Genomic DNA, 13,661 nt, shown 5'->3' on the forward strand with positions numbered 1-13,661 from the left:
CGATTCGCTAAGGTAATTGGTAATTCCTATACTGCAAGCGTTTCATTGATTTGAAATGGATAGTTCATTTACGCAATGCTGTACTATCAGGATGTTTTTTCAAGGATTATGTAGTTGTCTTCACACGCAGTTTTGCCCGTTTCGGAAAAGTATGATAATTTTCTTTTGACTCTTGAAAACTCAGCATAGGCGAAACGCCCGCCCCGCTACCGCTAATAGAATTTATAACTAGGGTCGGTTAATACGATTGAGTAGCCAAAGTGACGCTACAAGCCCTGCAAAATGTGCTGATACAGTGTTGGTATTTGCCTGTACAACAAGCATATCTAGACCGCTAATAATACGGGTAGGGTCAAAAAACTGTGTAGTTATAGCTTGAGGAGATATGGATCTTGCTACCAGTGTACCAACGATCGCTTGCGCGCCTAAAAGAGTCACCAGTGTTCCCCCTAAATTTACCCACAGCCCTAAGCGTAATACTTGCACAGTCTCACTTTTGCGAGGGCGGTTGCTGGGATTGGAGGATTCCAATTGTTTGCCAATTCTGGTGTAACGATAAGCTAAATAAATACCTCCACCTAAAACAACCAGTCCACAAATTGCTAAAAATACGCCAAAGCCAGTCCCAGGATTATTACTAGGACTACCAGTTCTTTGATTAAAGATGGCGAACAGCAACACAATTATGCTAGAAACAACGCCTAGTACTAGCTGAATCCAGAAGCTAATCCAACCTGTAAGGCGAAAGGTTTGGGCAATAGCCCGCAAAGAAGATGATGGAGCATCGGGAGTCTGTGACATATATAGAAGATTGCCAATGTGCCGGGCACTTTCAAAGGACACAAAGACACAAAGACAAAAGTTTAATCTAAGGAAGCCTTAGCTCAAAAGTTCGGAGAACACGGAGAACTGTGTTGAGAGGTATTGCACTCTACGTCTCTATTTCTCCGAGAACACCAATTCAGTCAGGACTTACGTAAATAATGGTCGAAAATAAGGATTTTCAAGTAGGGCAATTCATAAATTGTCCCTACACCAACTAATTTTGTGTAAGTCCTATCAGTAACAAATCATGTCTCCCCAACCTCTTATCTTTTAGTCAAGGAGGCTGGAAATTAGGTTTTTGATTACTGAATCGATGCTCTAGTCTTTGCGTCTTCTTTGATAAATTTACTATCACATTTACCAAATGCGACAAGAGATTCTCTTATCTAGCCAATCAGTAATGCCTACTACTTAAGTGTGTCCACCACCGTAGCAGCTTTAAACCACACATATCCCATAGCTTAAATTCTGATGATTTGCATTGGGAAGATCACTGTAAAACAAAGTGTTTATTAAGTTTTACAGACAAAATTGCATTTTACCTGTAAAATTTCTTCGATGGCATTTTATTGCTTAAGCATTTCTAACTACCTTGGCATTACTTAACACCAAGACAGTCAGAAACCTCACGCCTAAAAGCTGGGGCTTGGCATTTGCCCTAATCTGATCAGACTTAGTACATAAGGTACTAAGTGAATTTGCTACTCTCTGTTAGCTCCTCACCACACCATATCAAACTTGGGTTCGGGTACATTTCTTTATGTCCCTAAGACTCACAACCCTTACCACGAATTCACAAGCGTGGGTAATCGTTTGGTATTTACGCAATGGATATCTAGTCTAAGTAGCATTATATATATTACTCACTTAGCAGTAGCACTGTATACTGACTACAAGGATTGTAGACCTTACCATAAGGCATTTTTTTAGCCATTCACTAACCATGAAACTTGAGGATATATATCAATTCTTTGAAAATCCTCCGCCAACTTACCTTTGTCAGGAAGTAGCAGTTTGTTACATACTGTCTGTTTTATTACAAGGTGAATCCTACGGAACCGAGTTGATTGAGCAATTAGAAACTGAATATCCAACCTATAGGCTTTCGGATACTGTGCTTTATAGTGCAATCAAATTTCTGGAAGACCAAAAGGCAATCACTGGATATTGGAAGAAACTGGAAGGACGAGGACGACCCAGGCGGATGTACCAAGTTTCTCCAGAATGGCAAGTTCAAGCGCAGGATTTAGCTTTGCAATGGCTTAACTACATCAATAGGAGGACAAAGTAACGAATAATTGATAATGAATAAGTCTCCTCCAGTCAAACAATAACAATCAGTTATGGATACTGCTATTCTGCCATCTACGTTCCTGCTAACCTTGTTGTTATCAGTTGGGCTGTTTTTCTTTATTCGTGCCTCGACTAAAGACCGCATACAAACAGTGCAACTGGTATCTGAGCAAGACGAAGCTGCTTTAATGTCTCAATTAAAAGAGTATTTTCGCTCCCGGTCTTACCAAGTGGCAGAGGTAGACCGAGAACAAAACAAAGTGACTTTTGAAGGGAATGTTCGCCCCAGTTGGTTTTTAGCTATATTTTTAACTCTGCTAGCAGCGACTGGGATTGTTTGTCTCTCACTAGTTGTATACCTGCTTTTTCCTAACCTCAGTCCCATTGTTTTGGCTATGGTACTGCTGTCGCCTTTAAGTGGTCTATTTTATTGGAAAAAATCTGGAAGACTTGAGAAGGTGTCACTCAAAGTAGAAACAACTCAGAGCGAACAAACCTCCTCAAGTAAGATCACTGTAGTTGCCCATCGAGATGAACTCAGTGAGTTACAGAGAACTCTACAGCTCAAGGCTGGTGAATAATTGTTGATTTTTTTATGATATGCAGACTTCTGACCTGATCTAATCTTTAAGCAATGAAAAGTAAAAAGGAGGAAATCAAGACTTCTGCTTTGTCATTTTCCCCACGACTTATATCGTGGGGAGAAATTTAAATTAATTAACTTAAATTCGTTGACAGAGCTTGGTTAACAATTCACGGCATAAGAGCGCAACTTCACTAGCGCTTTTGGAGGCGCTTGGCTCTATACCCACTCCCTTCTATATCATGACACTAGTATCAACCCATGCAATCTAGCGTGCTTTGAGACTAGTTTATTTTCCAACTACCTGGACTAGCCTTACTAGCAAATCAGCTCCAAACTAAAAAAAAATTAAATTTTGCATAAACTTAGCTATTTTGCCAGTTAATGAATAGTCAGGAGCCACACTCAATGTGTAAGATGACCAACTATGGTTCACCGGCTAGCTAAAGCAAGAGGTTCTTGACCAGGCGAAGGTTCTAATACCCTCAAGCTTGGAAACAAGAAATGGTTTTCCTCTACGTATTGAGCACCAAACAGTCCCTTTTCTGCCCAGAAATAACGATCTGTTGTGTGTTCATTTCGCTTTACGAGTAGCAACGCAGGTGGCAAAATCCCTTCAGCTTGAATGAATCTTCTCGCTGCTGTCACAGGTTTTTCTTCGCCACTTTCGATGCTATATTGAGGCACGTGTTCCAAAATACGCCGTCCTTCTTGACGACGGCGACTTTTCCTTTTGCGTCTCCTTGCCAACCTATTGTCCTCCTCTTTCAAGCTATAGATTGTAGTGTTAGCTACAAAATCCGTCGTCATTATATAAGTTCTAGTTCAAAATATCAATAGTTTTTAACCTTTTCATGCAAGAAAATTAACATCTTTGAAAATAGATAAAACAAAGTCACCTAAGAAAATAATTTCTTGGTACAAACCTTTCATGTAGAAGATTTTAGTTAAGCTTTATTGAATGGGTGAGGTAAAAATTAAGTATCCTCTCTTATCATCATGCCTCAAAATCTGTAATCTTGAGCAAGAGCTAAAAAATGTTAATGTCTGCCAGTTCCGATTTTATTGCTCTGTGTCGAGAGCAAATAGCGCTGCTAACCCAAGGGCTGGGAGCAACTTTAAGTATTGTGTACCTGACACAAGAATTGGTAGAGACTCCTTCTGGTGAAGCCAAACTGATTCCTGTGGTAATTTACCCAGAAACAGCATTATTACCGCCAGGGGAAGAGACTGCTGAGGCGACAGTAGTACACAAGCAACTTCAAGTCGGAAATGTGTTTATATTACCCAACGATCGCAGAAGGTTATTGACAGCAGGATCGGAATCTCCAACCTCGTCACAGGAGTCTGAGGCATCTCAACCCCATTTAAAAGAGGAATACCTCTTTAGTGGCAACCAAATTGTTTTACCTCTGGTTTATGAGGGTGTGATGATGGGGTTATTGGTGACGGGTAGGCAAGACCGGGCATGGAATGAACATGAGGAAAGGCAGATTCAACAGATAGCCCAAACATTGGCGATCGCTTGTATTTTAGATCAACGCCGGGCATGGTTTGAGGAGCAGTTGCGTGAGCAACAAATTCTCCAAGAAAAACAGCGAGATTTGCTAGATAACCTGTTGCATCAGTTTCGTAACCCATTAACGGCATTGCGGACTTTTGGTAAACTGCTATTGAAGCGCCTGCGCCCAGGAGATAGCAACCGGGATGTGGCTAATAGTATTGTGCGAGAAAGCGATCGCCTCCAAGAATTGCTACAACAATTCGATCAAGTAATTGACTTGACAGAGACAGATTTAGCACCACTACATCTACCCGAACATGAAGTGTTTGTGGAAGCAACTATCCAAAAAGACGCTAAACCGCCGCTATTATTGCCGGGAACGGGAGATAAAACAGTTGACTGCTCGTTAGCAGATATATTAGAACCATTATTAATATCAGCCAAAGCGATCGCCCAAGAGCGAAAGCTAAAACTAATAACTGAAATTAAACACAATTCACCCCTAGTACGTGCCAACATCAAAGCATTACGAGAAGTTTTAACTAACATCATCGATAATGCTTTGAAATATACTCCCACTGGTGGCAAAATTTTGATTCAGGCGGGGCAAGAAAAAGCTAATTTTCAGGGAATTGCGATTAGTGACAACGGGCCTGGCATTCCACCCAAAGATTTAGAACATCTTGGAGAACGGCATTATCGGGGTGTACAAGCGCAAACAGAAATCCCTGGCACAGGTTTAGGGTTAGCGATCGCCAAACAATTAATAGAGCAAATGCAGGGTGAAATCGAGGTTTTCAGCCCTGCAATCAACTCTAAGCTAACTTCATCCAATGCACCGGGAACTACGTTTATTATTTGGTTGCCGAAAGTTTAGGATTTGTTCTTTGTCCTTTGTCATTCGTCCTTTGTAAAAACCAATGACTAATGACTAATGACTAATGACTAATGACTATCTGAGTGAAACCAACAAGTTTTGATTGATGGTCATTTGTAAATCGGTATCTGGGTCAATGGCGATTAAATCAACGCTATTCTTACCGAAGAACAGACCAACCAATGCACCGATACCAGCGCCACCCAAGACTTCTTCTGTGGCGATCGCGCGATCGCCAGTTACAGCAGATACCGCAGTTGCCGCACCTGCACCCAATACAGTATTTTTGATAATTGAACCAATACTAGTACCCTTCTTGACGGTTTCAGTTTTGGTGATCACTTCAGAGCTAGCGTTAAGCTGATACTCCTGACCATTGGTCAAAACCAGTTTCTCAGCAACGAATTGAGAACCGCCTGTAGCAGGTTTGAGTTGACCAATTACTTGACTACCAGCCGGAATCACTACAGATCCGTCTTGTGTTACTACGTTTTGGGATACTGTCAACGTCAAAGGCGCAGTTTCATCCTTTGTAACCAGAATCTTTTCTGCCTTGTCATACTTCACAGGGATAGCAGTCCCTTGAGGAATTGTGACTGATAGAGGCGTTGGAGTAGTTGACCCGACAGCCACAACATAAGGCGAGTTAATTGCTGAAGCTTGGTTAGAACTAACCAGTGCTTGGTAGATAAAAGCTGCTACTTGGGCGCGAGTAGCGGTTGCAGTTGGATTCAGGAACTTCACATTAGGATAGTTCACGACGATTTGCTTTTCAGTTGCGGCTGCGATCGGGCTACGGGCATAGCTAGCGATGTTAGAGGCATCGTTGAAGTATTGCAGAGTGCTTTCGGTATTGCCACTGGGACTATATTCCAGACCGTTAGCGAGGGAAACTAAAACCTGTTGGCGAGGAATAGCTTGGTTCGGCTCAAAGCGATTACCAGGATATCCAGATAAGAAACCAATGGTATAAGCTTGCTGAATGGCACTTGATGCCCAATAATTGCTGGGCACATCAGCAAAGTTGATTGGCGATCGTTGCTGTGCTTTTTGAAAAGCTTTGTTGACCATAGCGGCAAATTGAGCGCGTGTCACCGCTTCTTCAGGACGGAAACTACCATCAGGAAATCCGGCAATTACACCACGCTGTGACAATTGTTGAATAAATTGTGCCGCCCAATAATTAGATGAAACATCAGAAAAAGTGGTTTGAGCTAAAGATGGAGAAGCTGTAATCAAAGGAGCTACAGTGCCTACTGTGACGCTCAAAGCCATGAGTGCAGCTGTTCCAGATTGCAAACGATTAAAAGTAAACATTAATTTTTAACTCCAGTAGAATTATTTTTATTACTGTTAATTAATGAGACACTTACTAAAGTATTAGGTTCCCTTTAATTTCTGTTTTTTGTAAAAACCATTACTTTTGGCATACAGTCAAATTAGATAGTCAAATTAAGAAAAAGCCTGCCAACATAGCTAGCAATACGTAATAGTGTAATCAGCCTCTTACCAATTAGAGGATGTTTTAAAAGTCCTCTGATTGGTATCAAAAGCTTTAGATGCCTCTAAATCTCCCTTAAAAAGCAATACAGTTCAGTTAAGCCCAAAATCCTTAACTGAACTGTATTACCTTAAAAAGCGGGAACTTTCACCTGGTTCCCTGCTTAAAAAGCCTACCGTGTATACACAAGGTCGGGAAGCAGGCTAGGGGGTTAAGTCTAAGTTAATTCGCCAATTTGAAAATATTCGCTGTCACTCCCAGACTTTCTTCAAAAAGGGACTCACGACCCCAGCGTTGCACCTGCTGACTGAGTAATGCTTCGGCTTTTTGTTCTGAAAGTGAAGTTACCTGTTGAAACAGACCGGCAGATTGGGCACCACCATGTGTTTCCATCCGCATACAACCACCAGTTTCCGAGCAGATAACTGTACCACAGTCTGCCTGGGGATTTGTCGAACTGAGGCGCAAGGCAATCAAGTCACCAATAATATCGCCCACATCCGCAACGGGAACCCCTGCTAACTCGGCTTCTACTTGTCGTTGATCTTGAGAAATAAAATGGATGCGAGTGATATCATAATCACCGCTTTCCTTTTGATAAGAAACTGGTTGCCATTCCAATCGACTTGCCAGCCAACCCAAAAACAGCAAAGCTTGGGCGGGATTGCCTTTTTCGTAATCAATCGTCACGCGGTCAATTTCTCTGAGGGCGGCACGACGCTTAGGCGAATCGTAGGCTTCAGCTGTCAGTTCTTGCCATGATGCGAGGCGACGCCAGTTCAAATCCGCTAAAGGTACACCAGCTTCTACCAACTCTTCTAGGCGGAGTAAATCACTTTCTGGCTCGTTAAAGTTGCAAGAATCGACAATGACATTATTGCAGATTGCTGCTAGGCGCTTGAATAGACCGTTGTTAGGGTCTGGTGTCGCCTTCCACCAGAGAAACTTTGGCAAACCGCCAATCAACAATGCTGGAATCATGCCACCGATGCGTTCTAAGGCAGCAGCAGTTCCACTCAGAGTAATGTATTCGCAGCAGATAAGTGTGCTTGACGATTGTTTTTGAATCGGGCAATAGGCAGAAACTTGAGCCTTAACTCCTTCATCTTCGCCAGTAATAGGAAATAGGGCAATGATCCGGCAGGGGTTGCGGAGAGCGATTTCATCAGCAATTCTGGGGCTACCGCTATTTAATCCAGCAATAGCATGTTCTCCTCCAGTCCCACCTCGCTGACCTTTAGCGAATTCTTCTCGTAATACAGTCAGAGTTTCTTGTGTCGCTGTTCCAGTTTCTGGCAGTTTATGTTTCTTTTGCACTTCCCGTAATGCTGCTGCCATTTGCGGCCCTAAAATCCCATCAATTGGGCCGTTGTAAAATCCTAAAGCAGCCAACAAATACTGAGTTTCTTCTGGTTCGTAGACTACTAAAGTAAATGTTGTTGCCCTAGTAGCACTGGGAAGTTCACCGTCCTCCCCAGTTATGCCATAGCTTTGCCAAATTTTATTGAGTTCGGCATCTATTTCGTTAAGCGAAATATCTTTTGGTGCCTGGAGTGAAAAAATTGTAGAAGTTTGGAGAGCCATAGGAAGTTTTAGATTTTGTCATTTGTCATTTGTCATACCCTGCGGGAAGGCGTACCACTTCGTGGAAGCAAGCTACGCGTAGCGTCTCGTAGAGAAGCGCCTACGTCATTTGTCATTTGTCATTTGTCATTTGTTTTTACTAGTGACTAATGACTAATGACTAATGACTAATATTTAGAGTCTGCGCCAGCGACGGCCATCCTGGTTAATTAAGAGTTCTGCTTGTTCTGGCTCCCAAGTGCCGGCTTCGTACTGGGGAATAGTAGTAGGATCGGCGGGTGCATCCCAAACGGAAAGGGCTGGTGTCACTACTTGCCAAGCTGCTTCTACTTCATCTGCACGTGTGAACAATGTTTGATCGCCCATCATACAATCAAGGAATAAGCGATCGTAGGCATCGGATGTTGCTTGGATGCCAAAGGAACCATAACTAAAGTCCATATCAACGGAACGGGTGCGGAATTCGGCCCCCGGCATTTTGACATCAAAACGCAGGGAAATACCTTCATTTGGCTGAATCCGCATCGTCAAAATATTGGCGTTTGTCTGTTGGGCGGCAGATTGGAACATCCGAGATGGAACTTCGCGGAAGTGAATTGCAATCTCACTCACTTTTTTCGGCATCCGCTTTCCAGTCCGCAAGTAGAAAGGAACACCTTTCCAGCGCCAGTTATCCACCAAAAACTTCATAGCTACATAAGTGGGTGTGGTGGAGTTGGGGTCAACGCCTGGTTCTGTGCGATATCCTGGCACTGCTTGACCTTTCATCCAGCCAGCACTGTATTGCCCACGTACTGCTGACCGCGACAGATTGTGAACATCAGCTAAACGAGTAGCTTGGAGTACCTTCACTTTTTCTGTGCGGATGCTATCGGCATCCATTGCGTTGGGTGCTTCCATTGCCGTTAAGCAGTAAAGTTGCATGAGGTGATTTTGCAACATATCCCGCAGTGCGCCGGCGCTTTCATAGTACCCAGCCCGGTCTTCTACGCCCACGGTTTCTGCTACGGTAATTTGCACGTGGTCAACAAATTGACGATTCCACAAGGGTTCAAAAATTGCATTGGCAAAGCGAAACACCAGCAAATTCTGGACTGTTTCTTTACCCAAATAGTGGTCAATACGATAGACTTGATGCTCTTTGCAATATTTTTGTACCACTTGGTTAAGGCTTTGGGCAGAAGCCAAGTCTCGACCAAAGGGTTTCTCAATTACTAGACGATGTTTGTAGGGATCTTCTAGCATCCCGCCGCTTCCTAGCTGCTTAATTGCTTCGGGAAAGAATGAGGGAGCAACGGATAGGTAGAACATGCGATTGCCTCGCGTGCCCCGTTTTTCGTCTAATTCACTCAGTAAGGTTTTTAGTTTCTGGTAGCTTTCAGGGTTGTCTATATCTCCAGGACTGTAGAACAGACCTTGAGAGAAGTCTTGCCAGAGTTCCCCTAAATCGACATCAGGATGTGCCTCTTCCATGCCCTTCTGCATTTGTTCGCGGAAGTATTCATGGCTCCATTCTCGACGTGCTACGCCAACAATAGTAGTTTCTGGTGGAATGCGCCGTTCTCGCCGCAATTTGTAAAGTGCTGGCACTAGTTTGCGCCAGGTGAGATCACCAGAAGCGCCAAAGATAACTATAATCTGGGGTTCAGGCATCCCTTGTTGTTGCAGACCAACGCGCAAGGGATTTTCTAGCAGACTAACCATAGGAATTTTGGATTTTGGATTTTGGATTTTGGGTTTTGGATTGGGGGAGAGGTAACAGGTGACAGGTGACAGGTGACAGGTGATAATCTGTACCCTGTAACCTGTACCCTATTCCCTTCTTCAATCCCCAGTCCCTACACTGGTGACAATACCTTGATCTTGTCTTCTAAAGAGTTCATCAAGGACTGGAAGGGCTGGATGAACTTGTCAATACCTTCAACTAACAGTTCATCCATTACGGTATCGAGATCGATGTTGATGTCGGGATCTTTGAGGTTTTCGATCAGCGTGTAAGCATTATTTACGTCTGTTTCTAAGCGATCGCTCACGTTACAATGATCGGCACAAGCTTTAATGGTCGCTGGTGGGACGGTGTTAACGGTATCAGGGCCTACCAACTCTTCGATATACATCACGTCGTTGTAGTTGGGATCTTTGGTGCTGGTACTAGCCCAAAGTAGCCGTTGTACTGTGGCCCCTTTTGCTACCAACTCTTGCCAACGCTCACTTCTAATGATTTTCTTGTATTCTTGGTAAGCTAGCTTGGCGTTTGCGATCGCTACTTTTCCTTTCACAGCTTTTAGCTTTGCTTCCACGGCAATATCATCAACGCCTTTTTTCAACTTAGCATCTATTTTGGCATCAATGTTGCTATCGATCCGGCTGAGGAAGAAGCTAGCGACTGAAGCAATTCTACTGATGTCTTTACCTTCAGCCAGCCGTTTTTCTAAGCCACGAATATAGGCCCAAACTGTATTTACGTAGCTTTCTACTGAAAACAACAGCGTAATATTGACATTCATCCCCTCGGCTATTACTTGCTCTACTGCTGGCAAACCAGGTTCTGTACCGGGAATTTTAATCATCAGATTTTCCCGACCAATTTCTTGGAAATAGCGCCGAGCTTCGCTTATTGTGGCTTCCGTATCATGGGCGATGGTTGGCGGTACTTCGATACTCACATAACCATCTAGTCTATTCGAGGCTTCATAAACAGGGCGTAAAATATCACAAGCGTTACGGATATCTGCAAAAACGAGGGATTCGTAAATTTTGTCTATCGGTAAGTTGGCACGAACTCCGGCTTCTATATCGGCATCATAAATGACGTTACCTGCGATCGCTTTTTCAAAGATAGCTGGGTTAGAAGTAATCCCAGATATACCTTGATTTTCAACCAGGTCTTTGAGTTCACCTGATTGAATAATGTCACGGGTCAAATTATCCATCCAGATACTTTGACCGTATTGCTTAATTTCTAGTAGATGATTGGTAGACATAGCTAGTTTATTTCACTCCTGTATAGTGATGTTTCTAAGTGAAGTTGGCAAAACGCATTGATACTTACTTTTGAATTGTGGCGTTGCCAATCACTTATCGCATCGGCCAGCTGAGATAATCCTTAATTGATCTTCAAAAAGCGCTATTTTGCATCCCCAATCCTAAATCACCATGATTAACGTTTAATTAATGGCAGATGAGAGTACAGCACGGCGTAAATAAACACCCTTATAAAATGTCTGAAACCCTTACGTAACAGGAATTACGAATTGTATTCTAGTGTCCGTTTTGAATAAAAGACTCTACCTTTGCGACATCTTCTTTGCTGCCAATAATTAAAGGTGTGCGCTGATGCAGTTTTTTTGGCACTACATCCAAGATGTTTACCAATCCTGTCGTAGCACGACCGCCTGCTTGCTCAATCAAAAAGGCGAGAGGAGCAGTTTCATAAAGCAAGCGCAATTTCCCTTCTGGGTTTTGAATTGTGCCTGGGTAGAGGAACACACCGCCTTGAACCAGAATTCTGTGGATGTCGCTTACCATTGCGCCGCTATAACGAGCGCTGTAGCCTTCTGTGCGATGAACGTACCGGATATATTCTCGAATCGATTCTTCCCACTGCCAGAAGTTACCCTCATTCACGCTGTAAACGGAACCGTGATTAGGAATCCGAATATTCTCTTCTGTGAGAATAAATTCTCCTAAGCTGGGATCGAGAACAAAGGAATGAACGCCAGTACCTATAGTATAAACCAGCATCGTGCATGGCCCATACAGGATGTATCCGGCAGCAAGTTGCTTCCGGCCGTTGGTGAGGAGATCGGTTGCCTTACCATCGCTATCATTTCCTTCTTGTTGGCGAATGGCGAAAATGGAACCCAAGCTGAGATTATTATCAGTGTTGGATGAGCCATCAATTGGGTCATATAACAGGGTATAGCGACCAATGGGGCAATTTTCGGGGATGTAGTAGGGATTTTCCATTTCCTCAGAAGCGAGGCGACAGACTAAGCCGCTTTGCTTAAACACTGAGATAAATACATCATTGGCGTAGACATCCATCTTTTTGACGGATTCTCCTTGGACATTAACTTCCCCGGTAAAACCGAGAACGCCTTCCATTAAACCAGCGCGACTCATGCGGCGAGCAACCAGTTTACCTGCTAAGGCGATGCGATTCATCAGCGCACTTAAATCTTGTGCATCTGGCGAAAAACTTTGAAGTTGCTGGAGGACGTGACGCGATAAGGTTGTACAATCACGATCTAGAGCTCTATCTGTAATTTCATTGATAGACGATTCTAAGGATTCTGGCGTTTTAGCCATTTTTATGTTCTCCGCAGCCACTAGCTGTTAATTGGGTTTTAGTCGTGTATGGCAACTTATGGTTGCTGCTTCTATCTTAGAAAGGTAATTTGAGAACTTAGATGCGACTTTAGATAAACTAAAGAAATGAGTTTTCAGTGACTCCTGTACTCAGAGCTTGTATACGTAGTAATTAGTCTAAAACAATACCAATATTTTCTCGGTAGCTTTGTTGATGATTTGGACTAGCGATGCCTAAGCTTATCATTCTAAAAAGTTCCGATTTTAATTGGAGTCGCAACTAAAGAGAGATTTTGATGCGCTGTTCAACTCTTTTTACCCACTAAACCAGAATCAAAGTGGATAAAGTTCCAACTCCTCAATCAAATTCGATCCTTTATTCATCACTTTGCCCCTAGTGACGCTTTCTGTAAGACTACTTCTTATTAGAGGAAATTCTAAAGTAGAGGTTTAGTTTTCGCTATTAGCAGCGCATGGGTGTAACGCAACTAGGATTTCGTGGAGCGGAATTAATTATGACTGCTTTAACTTTACAATTACCTCCTAATCTCAAATTTACGGATGAGGAATTTGAACAGATTGTTGCTGTGAATAAAGAGTTGCGTTTGGAATTAACTGCTGAAGGAGAATTGGTAATCATGTCACCCACTGGAGGAGAAACAGGAAACCGTAATTTTGATTTGTTAGGTCAACTATGGTTTTGGAACAGTCAAAATAATTTAGGAAAGGCTTTTTATTCTTCTACTGGTTTTAAACTTTCCAATGGCGCAACTCGTTCTCCTGATGCTTCTTGGATAAAGATGGAACGCTGGGATGCTCTCACACCACAACAAAGAAAAAAATATCTCCCCTTGTGCCCAGACTTTGCAATAGAATTGGTTTCTGAAACTGATGATGTCGAAGACACTCAAGCCAAAATGCAGGAATACTTAGCAAATGGTTTACAACTTGGTTGGTTAATTAATCCCAAAGATAAACAAGTAATCATTTATCGCCCTCATCAAGCACCAGAAGCTTTACAATGTCCTACAAGTTTATCTGGCGAAGATGTTTCCCTGGTTTTATTTTAAATTTACAGCCAATTTTTGCGTAGATGAATCGTTATTTTGATTGTTAATGCAAGTACTAGAAATAAAATCCCCTCTCACCACACTTACCTCAAAGGGAAGAGCTGTAGGTTGAG

The 13,661-nt window shown here is 42.8% G+C and carries 10 protein-coding genes and 1 pseudogene; 4 read left to right on the forward strand and 7 right to left on the reverse strand.

The features are described from left to right. Nucleotides 1-228 precede the first annotated feature (228 nt). The gene (locus GJB62_RS20105) at nt 229-801 is read right to left on the reverse strand and encodes a DUF3611 family protein (RefSeq protein ID WP_114081880.1); all 573 of its coding nucleotides are present in this window, start codon (nt 799-801) and stop codon (nt 229-231) included. Nucleotides 802-1,768: 967 nt separating this feature from the next. On the opposite strand from GJB62_RS20105, the gene GJB62_RS20110 reads away from it, so the two are divergent. Further along, entirely contained in the window at nt 1,769-2,116 is a 348-nt protein-coding gene (locus tag GJB62_RS20110) for a PadR family transcriptional regulator (protein WP_012410377.1), read from the forward strand. A gap of 52 nt (nt 2,117-2,168) precedes the next feature. Then, entirely contained in the window at nt 2,169-2,699 is a 531-nt protein-coding gene (locus tag GJB62_RS20115) for a cofactor assembly of complex C subunit B (protein WP_012410376.1), read from the forward strand. A 434-nt stretch (nt 2,700-3,133) separates the two neighbouring features. Here GJB62_RS20115 and GJB62_RS20120 read toward each other — a convergent pair whose 3' ends face one another. Further along, on the reverse strand, nt 3,134-3,451 hold the full coding sequence (locus GJB62_RS20120; protein WP_041566316.1) for a DUF3155 domain-containing protein: 318 nt from the start codon (nt 3,449-3,451) through the stop codon (nt 3,134-3,136). A gap of 287 nt (nt 3,452-3,738) precedes the next feature. Between GJB62_RS20120 and GJB62_RS20125 the strand changes: the two genes are divergently transcribed. Further along, nucleotides 3,739-5,082: a GAF domain-containing sensor histidine kinase gene (locus GJB62_RS20125; RefSeq protein ID WP_114081881.1), complete on the forward strand. Its 1,344-nt coding sequence runs from the start codon at nt 3,739-3,741 to the stop codon at nt 5,080-5,082. A 75-nt stretch (nt 5,083-5,157) separates the two neighbouring features. Here GJB62_RS20125 and GJB62_RS20130 read toward each other — a convergent pair whose 3' ends face one another. The 5 genes from GJB62_RS20130 to fbp all read right to left on the reverse strand — a co-directional run bounded on the left by GJB62_RS20130 (nt 5,158) and on the right by fbp (nt 12,478). Continuing rightward, complete coding sequence (locus GJB62_RS20130) at nt 5,158-6,399, reverse strand: S-layer homology domain-containing protein (protein WP_114081882.1); 1,242 nt, start codon at nt 6,397-6,399, stop codon at nt 5,158-5,160. Nucleotides 6,400-6,805: 406 nt separating this feature from the next. Beyond that, complete coding sequence (opcA, locus tag GJB62_RS20135; RefSeq protein ID WP_114081883.1) at nt 6,806-8,167, reverse strand: glucose-6-phosphate dehydrogenase assembly protein OpcA; 1,362 nt, start codon at nt 8,165-8,167, stop codon at nt 6,806-6,808. Nucleotides 8,168-8,341: 174 nt separating this feature from the next. Beyond that, nucleotides 8,342-9,871, reverse strand: a complete 1,530-nt coding sequence (gene zwf / locus GJB62_RS20140) for a glucose-6-phosphate dehydrogenase (protein ID WP_012410371.1) — start codon at nt 9,869-9,871, stop codon at nt 8,342-8,344. Between the two features lie 134 nt (nt 9,872-10,005). Next, nucleotides 10,006-11,151 (reverse strand): transaldolase, encoded by a 1,146-nt coding sequence (tal, locus tag GJB62_RS20145; RefSeq protein ID WP_114081884.1) that lies wholly within the window; start codon nt 11,149-11,151, stop codon nt 10,006-10,008. A 277-nt stretch (nt 11,152-11,428) separates the two neighbouring features. Next, nucleotides 11,429-12,478 carry a class 1 fructose-bisphosphatase gene (fbp, locus tag GJB62_RS20150; RefSeq protein WP_114081885.1) on the reverse strand — a complete coding sequence of 350 codons (1,050 nt, stop codon included), beginning with the start codon at nt 12,476-12,478 and terminating at the stop codon, nt 11,429-11,431. Between the two features lie 515 nt (nt 12,479-12,993). Here fbp and GJB62_RS20155 point away from each other — a divergent pair. Further along, nucleotides 12,994-13,571 (forward strand): annotated as a pseudogene (locus GJB62_RS20155) (Uma2 family endonuclease). Nucleotides 13,572-13,661 lie beyond the last annotated feature (90 nt).

Origin of the sequence: Nostoc sp. ATCC 53789 (assembly GCF_009873495.1) — a bacterium.
In the GTDB taxonomy this organism is placed as follows: Bacteria; Cyanobacteriota; Cyanobacteriia; order Cyanobacteriales; family Nostocaceae; genus Nostoc; species Nostoc muscorum_A.